Below are 16188 nucleotides of genomic sequence, written 5' to 3'. Positions count from 1 at the left end.
CGTCGGGAGGGCCTTCTCCCAGGCGGTAGCCTTCTGGGCATGCCCGAACACGAGAACACCTCCGCACCGGCGGGTGAGACGTTCCTCGGGCTCGGCGTGCCCGCGGTCATGACCCATGCCCTCGATCGCAGCGGCATCCGCGCGCCGTTCCCCATCCAGGCCGCCACCATTCCCGACGCCCTCGCCGGCAAGGATGTGCTGGGCCGGGCTCCCACCGGGTCCGGCAAAACGCTCGCGTTCGGGTTGCCCATGTTGGTGCGCCTCGCGGGTGCGGCCAGTCGCCGCGGCTTTCCCCGCGGAATCGTCCTCGTTCCCACCCGGGAACTGGCATTGCAGATCGAACGGGCGCTCGACGAACCGGCACTGTCGATGGGACTGCGGGTGGCCACGGTGGTCGGCGGCATCCCGATCAAGCGCCAGGTGGAGGTGTTGTCGCGGGGAGTGGATCTTCTGGTCGCGACACCCGGGCGCCTCGCCGACCATCTCGGTCAGGGTTCGGTCTCCCTCGACGACGTTGCCGTGGTGACGGTCGACGAGGCCGACCACATGGCCGAGATGGGTTTCCTCCCCCAGGTCGTGCGGATCCTGGACGAAACACCTGCGGGGGGGCAGCGACTGCTGTTCTCCGCCACCCTCGACGATGAGGTGGACAGCCTCGTCCGGCGCTACCTGCGCGACCCGGTCACCCATTCGACGGCGCCCGCTTCGGCCGCGGTGACGACGATGGTCCATCACCTTCTCTACGTCGACCGGGACGACAAGTATTCGGTGGTCGCAAATATCGGTGCGCGGTTGGGGCGCACTCTGATGTTCGTGCGCACCAAGCACGGGGTGGACCGGGTGGCGAACGAATTGCATGCCGCCGGCATCTCGGCGGGCGCCTTGCACGGCGGCAAGACCCAGAACCATCGCACCCGCACGCTCGCATCGTTCGCGGACGGAACGATCCCGGTGCTGGTGGCCACGGACGTCGCGGCCCGCGGCATCCATGTCGACGACATCTCCCTGGTGGTGCACGTCGACCCGCCCGCCGAACCCAAGGCCTACCTGCACCGTGCCGGGCGGACCGCGCGGGCCGGTGAGGCCGGGGTGGTGGTCACTCTCGTGACGGAGGACGAGCGCGCCGCCGTCGAGCAGATGACGCGCACGGCGGGTATCGACGTGGCGGGGGTGCAGGTGCGCCCCGGCGACCGGCTGTTGGCCGATCTCACCGGCGCCCGCAGGCCCAGCGGCAAACCGGTGCCCGCACCGGACACCCGGGCGCCCGCCCAGGACACCCCGAAGAAGGGTCGCCGGGCCGCCGATACCGGCGATCGCCCGTCCCGGCGCGGCCGCGTCGGTGAGGTGCCGGCCCGAGGCGGAAGCCGACGTGGGCGCAATCCCGGACATGGCTCAACTCCGCACGGACACCGCAGTCGCGGAGCACACTGAGAGGCATGTCCCTGCCGCTCGCGTCGGTCCTGTGCGCATTGGTCGCGGCCCTACTCTTCGCGTGTGCCTCGGTCGCGCAGCAGAGCGCCGCGTCCGCGGTCCCCGAGGATGCGGGCTTGATGACGTCGCTGGTGCGCAGCCCGCGGTGGTGGGCCGGTGTCGCGGGTGACGGTGGCGGCTACATCATGCAGGCCGTCGCCTTGGCGCTCGGGTCGGTGCTCGTCGTACAACCTCTCCTCGTCACCGCCCTGCTGTTCGCGCTCCCCCTGTCGGCGAAATTCTCCGGCTACCGGCTCAACCGGACCACCTGGGTTCTGGCCGTCGCCCTGGCCGCCGCTCTCGCAGTGTTTCTCGTCGTCGGTAATCCCACCGAGGGAAACATCGACGCCCCGTTCCGGGAATGGGTCATTCCCCTGGCGATCGTCGGGTCGGTGGCGGCGGCCGCCGCGCTCGCTGGGATGACGAAGATCGACCCGGGGTGGCGGGCCCTCCTCCTCGGCGCCGCGAGCGGCATCCTCTACGGTGTTGCGGTCGCCTTTACCAAATATGTGGTCGAACTCGTTCCCCGCGGACTGTGGACGGTCCTGAGCAGCTGGCAGACGTGGTCACTGGTCGCCGCCGGACTCGTAGGGGTGTACCTGCAGCAACGCGCGTTCCAGGTGGGCCCGCTGTCGGCGTCTCTGCCGGCGCTGACCATCGCCGAACCCCTCGCCGCCGTCTTCCTCGGCATGACGGTCCTCGACGAACGCCTGCGCGTCGACGGGCCCGGACTGATCGTGGTCGGGTGCGCGGTCGCGGTGATGCTGATCGCCACCATCGGGTTGTCCCGGTCGCAGGCGCAGCGCACGGCGGGCACCGCCGCAACTTCCCCGGTATCGTCGTGAGACGTGCAGTTTCTCGACGGGCAACGCCCTCCCTATGACCTGACGTACGACGACGTGTTCCTGGTGCCCAGCCGCACCGAGGTCACCTCCCGGTTCGACGTCGACCTGTCCACCTCGGACGGCACCGGGACCACCATTCCGATCGTCGTGGCCAACATGACCGCCGTCTCCGGGCGCCGCATGGCCGAAACGGTGGCGCGCCGGGGCGGTCTCGTCGTACTTCCGCAGGACCTTCCGATCCCGGCGGTCTCGGAAACCGTGTCGTTCGTGAAAAGCCGGCATCTGGTGGCGGACACCCCCGTCACGCTCGGTCCGGACGCCGCCGTGTCCGACGCCCTCGCGCTGCTTCCCAAACGGGCCCACGGCGCGGTCGTCGTCGTCGACACCGACCGGCCCGTCGGCGTGGTCACCGAGGCCGCCTGCTCGGACGTCGACCGATTCGCCCGACTGCGGTCCGTGGCGCTCACCGACTTCGTCACGGCCCCGGTCACCGCCACCCCGCGCGAGGTGTTCGAACTGCTCGAGGGCCGGCACGATTCGCTCGCCGTGATCGTCAACCCCGACGGCACCCTCGCCGGGGTCCTCACCCGCACCGGCACGATCCGCGCCGGCATCTATCAGCCCGCGGTCGACGAGGCGGGGCAGCTGCGCATCGCCGCCGCCGTCGGCGTCAACGGGGACGTCGTCGCGAAGGCCCGCGCGCTCGTCGACGCCGGCGCCGACCTCCTCGTCGTCGACACGGCGCACGGTCACCAGCAGAAAATGATCGACGCGCTCGGCGCCCTGAAGAAGGCCGACCTCGGTGTGCCGCTCGTGGCGGGCAACGTCGTCTCCGCGGCCGGAACCCGTGATCTGATCGACGCGGGCGCGGACATCGTCAAGGTCGGTGTCGGACCGGGCGCCATGTGCACCACCCGGATGATGACCGGGGTGGGCCGCCCCCAGTTCTCGGCTGTCGCGGAATGCGCCGCCCAGGCCCGCGCGCTGGGTGCGCACGTCTGGGCGGACGGAGGCGTCCGTCACCCCCGTGACGTGGCACTCGCGCTCGCCGCGGGCGCGTCGAACGTCATGATCGGATCCTGGTTCGCCGGCACCTATGAGTCCCCCGGCGACCTGCACGTCGACCAGGCCGGCAACGCGTACAAGGAAAGCTTCGGGATGGCGTCCAAGCGTGCGGTCGCCGCGCGCACCGCCACCGACACCGCCTTCGACCGTGCCCGGAAAGGACTGTTCGAGGAGGGTATTTCCAGTTCCCGGATGCGGTTGGACCCGGAACGCCCCGGAGTCGAGGACCTGATCGACCACATCTGCTCCGGGGTGCGCAGTACCTGCACCTACGCCGGCGCCCGCACCCTGGAGGAACTGCACGCCCAGGCGGTGCTCGGGGTGCAGTCGGCGGCCGGATTCGCCGAGGGCCGCCCCCTTCCGGCCGGTTGGTGACCGCAGCGCCGTGAGGTGCCGGTGGATGTCCTGTTCCACGGAACCGGACATCCACCGGTATCATGGGTCGCTGAACCACACCAGTTCTCGGTGCCGGACTTCTCCGGACGCCGAGGCCGAACGGAAGGACTCCGGTGCCCGCGGCACCCACACACGCAGCAAGCGCTCCACCTGTCATTGCCTCAGCAGAATCAGATTCTGATTCCGCCGGTTCGGAGGGCTCCTCTAGCGAGCCGGGTGACAAACCCGGCGGCCTCCCCTCGCTTCCCTGGTGGCGATGACAGATGGACATCGCACTCAGCATTCTCGCTCTGCTCGGCTTCCTCGCCTTGACCGCAGGCACCGCACTGTTCGTCGCAGCGGAATTCTCCCTCACCGCACTCGAACGCAGCACCGTCGATTCGCACGCCCGGGGCGGTGACCGGCGTTCGAGGCAGGTCCAGCACGCCCACCGCACGCTGTCGTTCCAGTTGTCCGGCGCGCAGCTCGGCATCACGATCACCACACTCGTCACCGGCTACCTGTCGGAACCGGTCCTGGCCCGGTTCATCACCCCGGTGCTGTCCGCGGTCGGGTTCAGCGAATCCGCCGCCGCGGCAACGTCGTTGGTGATCGCCCTCGTCCTCGCCACCTCGTTCTCGATGGTGTTCGGTGAACTGGTCCCCAAGAACCTGGCCATCGCCCACCCGCTTCCGGTGGCGCGGGCCACTGCGGGAATGCAGGCCGCGTTTTCCCTGATCTTCAAGTGGGCGATCAACGGGCTCAACGGAACGGCCAACTGGCTGGTCCGGCGCCTCGGAATCGAGCCCGCCGAGGAATTGCGGTCGGCGCGGTCACCGCAGGAACTCGGCTCCCTGGTCCGCACCTCCGCCCAGCGCGGCGCCATCGACAAGGGAACGGCGTTGCTGGTCAACCGCTCACTGCGATTCGGTGAACGCACCGCCGAGGAATTGATGACACCGCGGGTGAAAATCGAGTCGCTGGCCACCACCGACACGGTGGCCGATCTGATCGACACCGCCGCCCGCACCGGTTTCTCCCGATTTCCGGTGGTCGACGGCGACCTCGACGACTCCGTCGGGATCGTGCACATCAAGCATGCGTTCGCGGTGCCTGCCGGTCGTCGCCGCACCACCCGCCTCAACACCCTCGCGCAGAAGGTCCCGGTGGTGCCGTCGAGCCTCGACGGTGACGCCCTCATGGAGCGGATTCGTTCCGACGGAATGCAGGTGGCGCTGGTGGTCGACGAGTACGGCGGCACCGCGGGCATGGTCACCATGGAGGACCTGATCGAGGAAATCGTCGGTGACGTCCGCGACGAGCACGACGAACCGGAGATCGACGTCCAGCGGATCGGCGACGGCTGGTCGTGCTCCGGTCTGCTGCGCATCGACGAGGTGTCCGAGACCACCGGCTACACCGCACCGGAGGGCGAGTACGAAACCCTCGGCGGCCTGGTCCTCACCCATCTGGGCCGGATTCCGGTAGACGGCGACAAGGTGGAACTGCCCGTACCCGACACGGCGTTGTACCCCGACGGCCGGTGGATCGCGACGGTGACCCACATGGACGGACGGCGTATCGACCGGGTGCTGCTCACACCGGTTCCCGTGGAGACGGACGAGGAGGAGGCCGACGATGAGTGATCTCTTCGGAATGCTGCTCACCTTCGTGCTGCTCGCCGGCAACGCGTTTTTCGTCGGCGCCGAATTCGCCCTCATTTCCGCCCGCCGTGACCGCCTCGAGGCGCTCGAAGCGCAAGGAAAGAAACGTGCCCGGACGGTGATCCTGGCCGGCGAGAACCTGTCGCTGATGCTGGCGGCCGCCCAGCTCGGCATCACGATCTGCTCCATCCTGCTCGGCAAGGTCGCCGAACCGGCGATCGCACACCTGCTCGAAGTGCCGCTCCACGCCGTCGGCCTGCCCGACGGATTGCTGCATCCGGTGGCGTTCACCGTCGCCCTGGCACTCGTCGTGGTGCTGCACATCCTGCTCGGGGAAATGGTGCCGAAGAACATCGCTCTCGCGGGACCCGAACGGTCCGCGATGCTGCTGGTGCCCGTGCATCTGATGTTCATCACCCTGGCCAGGCCGCTGATTTCCTTCTACAACCTGTGCGCCAACGCCACATTGAGGTTGATGCGCGTCGAACCCAAGGACGAACTCGACGTCACCGTCTCGGCCGTGGAGTTGTCGGAGATGATCGGCGAGTCCCGCTCGGAGGGACTCATCGACGCGGAGGAGCACCGTCGGCTCACCCAGGCGCTCGAAACGACCGACCGCACGGTCAGCGAGGTGATGATTCCTCTCGACAAGGTCCGCACCGTGCCGCTGTCGGCGGGCGGCACCCGCCTCGGCGCCATCGAGGAAGCGGTGATCGAAACCGGGTACTCCCGCTACCCGGTCCGCGCCGACGACGGTTCCCTGTTCGGGTATTTGCACCTCAAGGACGTCCTCGACGACATCCTCGACGAGGACGCCGGCCCGGACACCGTGATCCCCCGCTCCGATATTCGTCCGCTGCCGCGCATGGCGACCACCACACCGCTCGCCGAGGCACTCGCGGGTCTGCGCCGGGCCAGTTCCCACCTCGGTGCGGCCGCGGACCCGTCGGGCCGGATCGTGGGGATCGTCGCACTCGAAGACCTCGTCGAGGAGTACGTGGGCACCGTGCGTGACGGCACTCACCGGGTGAACGGGATGAACCCGGGGCAGCGGACGAGTTGACCGTGCGGCCACCGGACAACACGGTCACCGGACGCCCGCTCGCGGTGCTGGCGTCCGGTGACTGGACGGCTCGACGGACCCGCCACCGCGATCGGGTGGCACGAATCGTCGAGCCGTATCAGGAACGCAAGGCGGCCGGAATCAGCCATCCGGTGCACGACTTCCTCTTCACCTACTACAGCTTGCGCCCCAACCAGCTGCGTCGATGGCACCCAGGTTACGGGACCGCGCTCACCGGTCCCGGGTCCGACGACTACCTCCGCTACACCGGCTACCGGTCGGAAACCGTCGACGGAGACCCTGTTGTCACCGTCGACCCCGCGGTGCTCGAGCATCGCCGAAGCACCGTTGAATTCGTGGCCGGGCTTCTCGAGGCCACCGAAGCCCGCACTCCACGCCTGAACTGCTTCGGCCTGCACGAATGGGCGATGGTCTACCGGGGTGGCGCCGAGGCGATCCGCCACCACAGGGTGCCGCTGCGCCTCGGGTTCGACGGCACCGACGCGGTGGTCGAATCGATGCCGTTGCGCTGCACCCACTACGACGCGTTCCGGTTCTTCACCCCTGATGCGGCGCCCCGCAACGAGTCCGCACTCGACCGGGACGGCCAGATCCGCCGCGAGCAACCCGGCTGCCTGCACGCGGGCATGGATCTGTACAAGTGGGCGTACAAACTTGGGCCGCTCGTCGACTCGGACCTGGTGATGGACTGTTTCGAGCAGGCACTCGCCGCACGCGAACTCGATATGCAGGCCAGCCCCTACGACCTGTCCGAGTACGGATACGCCCCTGTGCCCATCGAGACTCCCTCCGGGCGTGCAGAATACGTACGACGGCAGCAGCACCTCGCGCAACGGGCCGCCCCGCTGCGCGCCGGCCTGCTCGAGCGGTGCCGTCGACTGCTGTCGTAGAGTTCGCCGTTCGAGGCTGAGGGGGTTCGGTGACCGGGTTCCCAGGACTGCTGGCCGAGTACGAGCGCAGTGTCGGTGTGCAGCCCGCGTCTCACCTCATCGAGTGCCCCGACCCGGGCGCCTTCCTCGCCGCTCGGCTTCCCGTCTTCGCCCTGACGGCGGGGTCGCTCGCGGCCGTCGCCACTGCCGTCGACAGATTCCGGGTGTCCTGCGGGTGGGGTCCGCGGTCGTGGCGGCTCGACCCCGAGCGGATCGCAGCAGCGTTCTCCAGCGACCGGCTGTTGCGGGTGGCGGGCGCACCGGTGTCCGGGTTCGCTGAGTTGTCCGGCTTCTTTGCTGTCTCCGACGGCTGGGTGCGTACCCACGCCAACTATCCGCACCACCGTCGCCGGCTTCTCGGGGCGATCGACCTCGCCGAGGATGCCGGCCGGGAGGCGGTGGCCGACCGGCTCCGCGAATTCACCGCGGCCGAGGTCGAGGAACGGGCGTTCGGCGCGCAGGCCGTGGCGTCGGCCGTCCGCACGCAGGAAGCGTGGGCGGCCACCCCGCAGGGTGCGGCCGCGGCGTCGGGTGACCTGGTCCCCACCCTCGTACATCCCGGTCATTCGCCGGGGTCGCGGCGGTCGGGGCAGACCTCCGCGACGACACCGCTGAGCGGGATCACGGTTCTCGATCTGACCCGGGTGATCGCCGGCCCCGTCGCCACCCGCACGCTCGCGCTCCTGGGCGCCGAGGTCCTGCGCATCGACCCGCCGTTTCTCCCCGAAATCGCCGTCCAGCATCTCGACACCGGGCAGGGTAAACGGTCGACGCTGCTCGATGTGACGTCGGTGGCGGGCCGCAGGCGGTGGGAGGAGCTTCTTTCCGACGCGGATGTGGTCGTCACCGGCTACCGTCCGGGCGCCCTCGACACCCTCCTCGATCGCGCACCCGCACAGGTGGTGCGGGGCAGGGTGAGTGCGTGGGGCCGCACCGGCCCCTGGGCGGGTAGGCGGGGCTTCGACAGCATCGTCCAGGCCGCATCGGGTATCTCGCTCGTCGAGGGTGGGCACGCCCCCCGCGCGCTGCCCGCGCAGGCTCTCGATCACGCCAGTGGATACCTGCTTGCCGCCGGCATCGTCGACGCGCTGACCGCGCACCGATCCGACGGCTGCGGCCGGACCGTCGACGTCTCCCTCGCGCGCACTGGTTCGTGGTTGCTGAGTGCACCCGGCCGGTCCGCCGACCCGCCGGCCGCCGCCGTTCCCGGACCGAACTCCTTGGTGTCACACGGGACTTTGGTCACCAGCCGCCCGGCACTGGCCGAGTACGACGACTACCCTTTCCCTGCCCGCCCGTGGGGCGAAGATCCAGCGGTGTGGGCAGCAACCACCTGACCGGTCCCCTGGAGACAGACCACGATCCACGCGCACGGTCCTCGCCGTGCACTATGGACGCGTGAAGACACACCACTACTCCCTGGCTGTCATCCGGACGGGCAACCGGGGATCGGGGACCACCGGGCCGAGCAGCTCCGACCGCGATCACTGGGCCCATCCCCACTGCTTCATCGCGCGGGCGGTCAACTTCCCGGTCAGCCACCGCCCCACCGTCCGCGTCGCCGGATGAGCGCCCCCACGCAGCGCCTGATCGTCGACGTCGACACCGGCATCGACGATTCGCTGGCCCTTCTGTATCTGCTGGCCAGCCCGGAAGCGGAGATCCTCGGGATCGCCAGCACCGCCGGGAACGTGCCCGTCGAGCAGGTCGCAGCCAACAATCTGAACTGGCTCGGGCTGTGCCGTGCACCCGACATCGAAGTGGCCCTCGGTGCGCGGGTGCCGCTCGACTGCCCGTTGCGGACCACCGAGGACACGCACGGGCCGCAGGGCATCGGCTACGCCGTCCTCCCCGACTCCGGCCGGTCCCTGTCGGCGCGGGACGCGACGACGATGTGGGTCGAACTCGTCCGCGAGCATCCCGGTGAGGTCACCGGACTCGTCACCGGACCGCTGACCAATCTGGCGTTGGCGATCCGCGCGGAACCCGAACTTCCCCGGCTGCTGCACCGGCTGGTGGTGATGGGCGGCGCCTACAACCATCCGGGCAACACCACCCCCACCACCGAATGGAACGTCTCCGTCGACCCCGAGGCCGCGAAGGAGGTGTTCGACGCGTTCTCCGGGCTCCCGGAGGGCCGGCGTCCCATTCTCTGCGGGCTCGACATCACCGAGACCATCGAAATGACACCGGATCATGTTCGCCGTCTCGCCGAAGCGGCGGGAAGTGTTCCCGCCGAGGTCATCTCACCGGAGGATGCACCGCACATCCGGTCACGTACCAGCAACCCGGTGATCCGTCACCTGTCGGACGCCATCCGGTTCTACATGGATTTTCACCGTAGCCACAACCAGGGCTTCATCGCGCACATGCACGACCCGTTCGCTGCGGCGGTGGCGTTGAACCCGGACCTCGCCCGGACACGTCCGGCCACCGTCGACGTCGAACTCCATGGGACCCTCACCAGGGGCACCACGGTCGCCGACTGGGTCGGCCACTGGAACCGGGAACCCAACGCGGACATCGCGGTGAGCACCGACCCGGCCACGTTCTTCGACGACCTCATCGACCGGGTCGGCCGCTACGCCAAATCGGTCGGCTGACGCCGACGGCCGCGTCTGTGCCGCCAGAAAGGGGGTGCGCGCCGGACCGCGGGCGCGCAGACTGGTAGCAGGAGGTCATCATGCGCTTACTCAATGGCCTGCTCGGCGTGGTGACGGGGATTCTCACGGCCCTGCTCGGCACAGTCCTGGGAATCCTCGCGGCCGTAGTGTGGCTCGTCGGTGGGGTGCTCTGCGTGACGGTGATTCTGCTGCCGCTCGGGATCCCCGTCCTGAAGCTCGGCCGCCGACTGTTCACTCTTGCCGGGCAGCTGATGCATCTTCCCTGAGCGACCGCCGCCGCGACGCGGTGATTCTGCGACCGATGACGCCCTGACGAGGCGCGAAAAGGTACGCCACGGCGAAAGCCGCACCCTGGGACAGCACGACCATGCCGCCGCTGGCAGTGTCGAGGTGATAGCTCAGATACAGCCCTGTGACCGCGCAGACGGCCGAGATCGCGGGTGCGATGATCAGCATGCGGTGGAAGCTGTCGGTAAGCAGGTAGGCCGTGGATCCGGGGATGATGAGCATGGCCACCACGAGAATCACACCCACCGCCTGCAAGGCCACCACAGCGGTGAGCGCGAGTAATCCCAGGAGCGCGGCCCCCAGCAGCCGGGGATTGAGACCGATGGCGTGGGCGTGGGTGCGGTCGAAGGCGTAGAGCGTGAAGTCGCGGCGTTTGACGATCAGAGCGACGAAGACGACGGCCCCGAGGATCGCGATCTGAACGAGATCGGAGCGGCTGACGCCCAGCAGGTTGCCGAAGATGATGTGGTTGAGGTCGGTTTGGCTCGGAGTCACCGAAACCAGGACCAGGCCGAGGGCAAACAAGGTGGAGAACACGATTCCGATCGCGGCGTCTTCCTTGACACGACTGGTGTCGCGGACCACCCCGATCAGTGCCACCGCGAGGAATCCGAAGATCACTGCGCCGAGGGCGAAGGGGGCGCCGACGATGTAGGCGAGGACGACGCCGGGCAGGACGGCGTGCGAGACGGCATCGCCCATCAGCGACCAACCGATCAGCACCAGCCAGCACGACAACACCGCGCATACCACCGACGCGATCAGGGTGGTCATCAGTGCCCGGACCATGAAGTCGTAACGCAGCGGGTCGACGAAGAAGTCGATCACGTTCATGGGGTGTCAGGTCCTTGTCATCACGTCGAGGCCGAAGGCCGACGCCAGGTTCGCCGGTTGCAGAACGAGCGTCGGGTCGCCGTGCGCGAGCACCGTGCGCATCAGCAGGATCGCCTCGTCCGCCAGCGCCGGCAGCGCGTGCAGGTCATGGGTGGAGACGAGGATGGCCGCACCTGCACCGGCGAGTTCCCGCAGCAACGTGGTGATGGTGGCTTCGGAGCGTTTGTCGACACCGGCGAACGGTTCGTCCAACAGCAGGATCGTTGCCTCTTGGGCGATTCCCCGGGCCACGAAAGTACGTTTCTTCTGGCCGCCGGACAATTGCCCGATCTGCCGGTCCGCCAAGTCGGTGAGTTCCACGCGTTCGAGGGCGTGGTCGACGGCCGAACGATCAGCTTTCCCGGGCCGCCGGGTCAGGCCCATGCGACCGTAGCGGCCGGTCATCACGACATCTCGCACGGACAGCGGAAACGCCCAGTCCACCTCCTCGCTCTGCGGAACATAACCCAGGACACCGGTTTTGCGCGCGGCGGCCGGGGCCTGGCCGTTGATGCGGACCGTGCCGGTATCGGGTTTGACCGTTCCCATGATCGTTTTGAACAGTGTGGATTTGCCGGAGCCGTTCATCCCGACCAGGCCGCACACCCGTCCTGCCTGCAGGGAGAGGGAGACCCCGTCGAGGGCGAGAACGTCACCGTAGTGGACGGTGACGTCCTGCACCTCGACGGCCGGCTGGGGAGTCACTGCGGTTGTCCGTTCAAAGCGGAGGTGAGGGTCTCGGCGTCGTGCCGAATCAAATCGAGGTAGGTCGGCACGGGTCCGTCCTGCTCCGACAGCGAATCGACGTAGAGGGTTCCGCCGAAAGCGGCGTCGGTGGCTTCCACCACGCGTTGCATCGGCGCATCCGACACCGTCGACTCACAGAACACCGCGGGTACCCGGTTCTGCTTGACGAACTCGATCGTCGACGCGATCTGCTGGGGGGTGGCCTGTTGTTCGGCATTGACCGGCCAGATGTACTTCTCGGTCAACCCCGCATCGCGCGCAAGATACGAAAACGCTCCTTCGCACGTGACCAGCGCCCGTTCATTGACCGGCAACGCGCTCAACTCGGCGACCAATTCGTCCTGCACCTGCTGTAGTCGGGCCTTGTAGGCATCACCGTTGGTGCGATAGTCGCTCGCGTGTTCAGGATCGAGGTCGCTGAAGGCGGTGACCATGTTGTCGACGTAAATCTGCACATTCAGTGGTGACATCCACGCGTGCGGATTCGGTTTGCCCGCGTAGGCATCTTCGCCGATGCCGATCGGCTCGACCCCGTCGCTGACGACCACATGTTCGACATCCAGCCCCTCGACGAATTGGGCGAACCAGGCCTCCAGATTCATCCCGTTGTCGAGGATCAGGTCGGCCTCGGCCGCTTTCCTGATATCGCCCGGTGTCGGCTCGTAACCGTGAATTTCCGTGCCCGCTTTGGTGAGCGACTCCACCGTCAGGTGCTCCCCCCCGACGTTCTCCGCGATGTCGGCGAGAACGGTGAAGGTGGTCAGCACCACCGGTTTGCCGTCGGCGGGTCCTGCCGCACCCTCGGCGCACCCGGACAGCATCAGCGTCGCGGCGAGAGCTGCCAGTATCGCCGCGACCGTGGTTGCCCGTCGCCGCCTGCCCACCCCGAGGTCCGTTGTTTTCACAGTCGAATCATAATGTTCGGCCATCCGAAACTACAAGTGTGGGTCATCCCGCCGCGGAAGGTACGCGGCGGAGCGCCGATCGTCACTGCGCCGAGCGCGCACCGTGAGCGGTCTCGAGATGTTGCACCTGACGTAGCGTGAGGTTTTACGGTGGCCTGCATGACCGCGAACGACCCGGAAACATCAGCTCTCACGCAGGAACACATCATTGCGGTGGCTCTCGAACTGCCTGGGGTCACGGTGGTGACGGCCAGTGAAGAGGGCGGCGCTCCGCGGAGTTCCTGGGGAGACACCTTCTTCTCATACAATCCTGATGGCGACCCGCCGGCGGAGCAGCGTTTCCCGTTCGCCACCATCGTGACGAACGACGTCGATGGGTGGGACACCTCCTCGAACTTGAACCGGCAGGGCATATTTCGTCTCAATGTCTCGGTCGGCCGGGACCGCTTCCGCGAACTACTCGGCTTCTCACCGGCCGAACATGCGCAGCGCAGCAGCGGCATCGATTACAGCGCACTGGACCGACTGCTCCCCCACCCGAACTACGCAGCCCAATCGTGGGTATCGATCCTGAACCCGGGAGTGGCGACGGCGCACTCCGTGCCAGGGTTACTTGCCCTCGCGCACGGCCGAGCGAGGGCGCGACACTCACTGGCGAAGCGCACGATGAACGCCGTCTTCCCTCCGAGTTCGCCCCCGCCGCGCCGCGACGATGGATGATCGCGAGATGGACGGGTACACAGTCGGGCAACTGGCGGCGCTGTCGGGCATTTCCGTCCGTACCCTCCATCATTACGACAGCATCGGCCTGCTGAAGCCGCACGGGCGCAGCGCGGCCAACCACCGCGTGTACTCCCCCGACGACGTGCAGCGTCTGCGGCACATACTCTTCTATCGAGAGCTGGAGTTCGGGCTCGACGAGATCGCCGACATGCTGGCCGCGCCCCACGCCCGCGTCGACGATCACCTCCGCCGACAGCACCGTCTCCTGCGGCAGCGTCAGGCACGCACCGAGGAATTGCTCGACGCCATCGGAAAGGAAATGCGCGCTCGCCACATGGGGGTGGCACTGTCCCCGGAAGAGCAGCTCGCCATCTTCAGCACCGACAGTTTCGGTGAACGACTGCGCGAGGCCGAGCAGCGGTGGGCCGAGTCGAAGCGGAACCAGGAACTACCGCGGCGAACCGTCGCCTACACCAAGGACGACTGGGTGGCGATCAAGGCAGACGCAGATGCCAACATCCAGGAATTCGTCGACGCAATAGCCGCGGGTGAGCCGGCCACCGGCGCAGTCGCGATGCAGGCGGCCGAAAACCACCGTGCCCACATCGCACGGTGGTTCTTCGACTGCACCCACCGACAGCACCGGGACGTGGCTGCGCTCTACCTTTCCGACCCGGCGGCGGCCGCGCACTGGAACGAGATGGCACCCGGGTTCGCGCACTACGTTCACGACGCGATACTGGCGAACGCCGACCGCGCCGGCTGACGACCCGACGACCACCGGACTTTTCGGTTGGTCAGGAACCGTTGACCAGTAGGTCGAGGATCCATACCAACCACGGAATCCCACCTTCGATCGGCAACTCCCACATCGTCGACACCCCCTGCTCGCATCCACTATCCGGACGTCGCCATTGTGCACGACTGCACGACATGTGCCCGCCGATGCGCTCACGACCCGACTCGAACCGGCGTGTCGGACGCACGCGAAGAGTTCGGCGCTCAGCCGGCGGCAGCGCCGAACCACTGGGGCAACCGACTGAGCATGTCCTGCTCATCATCGCCTGCCCACGCCACGTGGCCGTCCGGCCGCAGCAGCACGGCGGGCACGTCGAGTTCCTCGCTGACATCGACGACGTGGTCGACCCGGTCGGCCCAGCCGGCCACCGAGAGCCGGCCCGTCTGGTCGAGGAGGAGTCCGCGGCCGCCGTGCATGAGCGCGTAGAGGCGCCCCCGCGTCAGCTGAATGTCCCGCAACCGCCGGCCGAGCAGTGGGTGCCCCTCGCCGAAGTCGTAGCGAACCCCGATCGCGGTGACCTTCTCGGTCAGGTACCGGTTCACCTCGTCGATGTCCATCAGTTCCGACAGCAACCTGCGAACGGCCCGCGGACCCGGCTCGGTGGACATCAGTTCCGACTGCACGCGGGTGTTGTTCAGCACGTCGGCGGCTACCGGGTGCCGCTCGCTCTGGTAACTGTCCAGCAGCCCCTGCGGAGCCCAGCCGCCCACCTCGGCGGCCAGCTTCCAACCCAGATTGAACGCGTCCAGGACGCCGAGGTTGAGACCCTGCCCGCCCAGCGGCGGGTGGACGTGCGCCGCGTCGCCGGCCAGCAGTACCCGGCCGACCAGATAGCGTTCGGCCAGCCGGGTGGCATCACCGAAGCGGGACAGCCACCGCGGTGAATGCACACCGAAGTCGGTGCCGGCGAACACGCGGAGCTGTTGCTTGAATTCCTCGAGGGTCGGCGGGACCGACCGGTCTTCGGCCACCCCCTCGGCGGGCACGACGACGCGGTACACCCCGTCCCCGGTGGGACCGGCGCCGAAATTCTTGTGGGTCTTGCGGACCTCGGCGACCACGGCGTCCAGTGCCTCCGGCGGAGCGGTGACCTCCATTTCGCCCAGCAGCGACTCGACCCTCGTAGGCTCGCCGGGGAAGCCGACCCCGAGCAGCTTGCGCACCGTGCTGCGGCCACCGTCGCAGCCGACGAGGTAGCGCGAGCGCAGCTGCGTACCGTCGGCCAGCTCGATGGTCACCCGGTGCTCGTCCTGGCTCAGCCCGACCAGTTCGCTGCCGCGGCGGATCGGGGTGCCGAGTTCCGTGGCGTGCTCGGTCAGCAGGCGTTCGGTGACGGGCTGCGGGATGCCCAGGACATACGGATGTGCGGTGTCGAGCCGGTCGGGTTGCGGCTTGGTGATGCCGGCGAAGAAGCCGCTGAGCGGATACTGCTTGCCGTGCGCGAGAAACCGTTCCAGCAGACCGCGCTGATCCATAACCTCGATGCTGCGCACATGCAGACCGAGCGACCGAACATGTCTGGTCGGCTCCTCCTCCTTCTCCAGCACGAGCACGTGTACGCCCTGCAGCCGCAACTCGCAGGCCAGCATCAACCCGGTCGGGCCGCCCCCGGCAATGATGACGTCGAACATGACACTCCCCCAGTCGCCACAGTGGTTTCGAAGCCGGCCGCTCCGCTCGTGCACACAAGTGCACACCCTTCACGATTTCCGCAGGTTGCGGCTTCGACCGGAGATTCTGCAGCACTACCCGGGTCTTGCCACAAGGCCCCCTGTGCGCTATATGTTGGAAGTGGCA

16 protein-coding genes are annotated in these 16188 nt (G+C 68.0%); 12 read left to right on the top strand and 4 right to left on the bottom strand.

Annotated features, from left to right (window positions below; all coding sequences use genetic code 11):
• Positions 1–39 precede the first annotated feature (39 nt).
• The 10 genes from JQT59_RS22435 to JQT59_RS22390 all read left to right on the top strand — a co-directional run bounded on the left by JQT59_RS22435 (position 40) and on the right by JQT59_RS22390 (position 10322).
• Positions 40–1431, top strand: coding sequence for a DEAD/DEAH box helicase (locus JQT59_RS22435; protein WP_213572050.1), 1392 nt, complete (start codon positions 40–42; stop codon positions 1429–1431).
• A 5-nt stretch (positions 1432–1436) separates the two neighbouring features.
• Positions 1437–2315: a DMT family transporter gene (locus tag JQT59_RS22430; RefSeq protein WP_213572049.1), complete on the top strand. Its 879-nt coding sequence runs from the start codon at positions 1437–1439 to the stop codon at positions 2313–2315.
• Positions 2316–2318: 3 nt separating this feature from the next.
• Positions 2319–3755 carry a GMP reductase gene (gene guaB1, locus JQT59_RS22425; RefSeq protein ID WP_213572048.1) on the top strand — a complete coding sequence of 479 codons (1437 nt, stop codon included), beginning with the start codon at positions 2319–2321 and terminating at the stop codon, positions 3753–3755.
• Between the two features lie 284 nt (positions 3756–4039).
• On the top strand, positions 4040–5401 hold the full coding sequence (locus tag JQT59_RS22420) for a hemolysin family protein (RefSeq protein WP_213572047.1): 1362 nt from the start codon (positions 4040–4042) through the stop codon (positions 5399–5401).
• The gene (locus tag JQT59_RS22415) at positions 5394–6482 is read left to right on the top strand and encodes a hemolysin family protein (RefSeq protein ID WP_109330098.1); all 1089 of its coding nucleotides are present in this window, start codon (positions 5394–5396) and stop codon (positions 6480–6482) included. Before JQT59_RS22420 ends, JQT59_RS22415 begins: the two co-directional genes overlap by 8 nt.
• Positions 6483–6484: 2 nt before the next feature.
• Positions 6485–7393 (top strand): 3-methyladenine DNA glycosylase, encoded by a 909-nt coding sequence (locus tag JQT59_RS22410; RefSeq protein WP_249353743.1) that lies wholly within the window; start codon positions 6485–6487, stop codon positions 7391–7393.
• A 77-nt stretch (positions 7394–7470) separates the two neighbouring features.
• Positions 7471–8769, top strand: a complete 1299-nt coding sequence (locus JQT59_RS22405; RefSeq protein WP_249354655.1) for a CoA transferase — start codon at positions 7471–7473, stop codon at positions 8767–8769.
• 61 nt (positions 8770–8830) lie between these two features.
• Positions 8831–9001, top strand: a complete 171-nt coding sequence (locus JQT59_RS22400) for a hypothetical protein (protein ID WP_249353741.1) — start codon at positions 8831–8833, stop codon at positions 8999–9001.
• Positions 8998–10035 carry a nucleoside hydrolase gene (locus JQT59_RS22395; protein WP_213572045.1) on the top strand — a complete coding sequence of 346 codons (1038 nt, stop codon included), beginning with the start codon at positions 8998–9000 and terminating at the stop codon, positions 10033–10035. Before JQT59_RS22400 ends, JQT59_RS22395 begins: the two co-directional genes overlap by 4 nt.
• Before the next feature lie 80 nt (positions 10036–10115).
• Entirely contained in the window at positions 10116–10322 is a 207-nt protein-coding gene (locus JQT59_RS22390; RefSeq protein WP_109330106.1) for a hypothetical protein, read from the top strand.
• Here the strand turns inward: JQT59_RS22390 and JQT59_RS22385 are convergent.
• The 3 genes from JQT59_RS22385 to JQT59_RS22375 are packed head-to-tail and all read right to left on the bottom strand — an operon-like array spanning position 10288 to position 12785.
• Positions 10288–11178 carry a metal ABC transporter permease gene (locus tag JQT59_RS22385; protein WP_213572044.1) on the bottom strand — a complete coding sequence of 297 codons (891 nt, stop codon included), beginning with the start codon at positions 11176–11178 and terminating at the stop codon, positions 10288–10290. The genes JQT59_RS22390 and JQT59_RS22385 overlap by 35 nt on opposite strands.
• 6 nt (positions 11179–11184) lie before the next feature.
• Complete coding sequence (locus tag JQT59_RS22380; RefSeq protein WP_213572043.1) at positions 11185–11922, bottom strand: metal ABC transporter ATP-binding protein; 738 nt, start codon at positions 11920–11922, stop codon at positions 11185–11187.
• Positions 11919–12785: a metal ABC transporter substrate-binding protein gene (locus JQT59_RS22375; protein ID WP_349307037.1), complete on the bottom strand. Its 867-nt coding sequence runs from the start codon at positions 12783–12785 to the stop codon at positions 11919–11921. The genes JQT59_RS22380 and JQT59_RS22375 overlap by 4 nt, the downstream gene beginning before the upstream one ends.
• Before the next feature lie 243 nt (positions 12786–13028).
• On the opposite strand from JQT59_RS22375, the gene JQT59_RS22370 reads away from it, so the two are divergent.
• Positions 13029–13589 (top strand): DUF6194 family protein, encoded by a 561-nt coding sequence (locus JQT59_RS22370; RefSeq protein WP_213572042.1) that lies wholly within the window; start codon positions 13029–13031, stop codon positions 13587–13589.
• 7 nt (positions 13590–13596) lie between these two features.
• Positions 13597–14358 carry a MerR family transcriptional regulator gene (locus JQT59_RS22365; RefSeq protein WP_213572041.1) on the top strand — a complete coding sequence of 254 codons (762 nt, stop codon included), beginning with the start codon at positions 13597–13599 and terminating at the stop codon, positions 14356–14358.
• Between the two features lie 236 nt (positions 14359–14594).
• Here JQT59_RS22365 and rox read toward each other — a convergent pair whose 3' ends face one another.
• A complete protein-coding gene (rox, locus tag JQT59_RS22360; RefSeq protein ID WP_213572040.1) occupies positions 14595–16022 on the bottom strand; it encodes a rifampin monooxygenase in 1428 nt (475 codons plus the stop codon).
• Positions 16023–16188 lie beyond the last annotated feature (166 nt).

The organism is Rhodococcus sp. USK13 (assembly GCF_018343855.1).
GTDB lineage: Bacteria > Actinomycetota > Actinomycetes > Mycobacteriales > Mycobacteriaceae > Rhodococcus_F > Rhodococcus_F oxybenzonivorans.
This window is presented reverse-complemented; position numbering and strand designations above follow the sequence as displayed.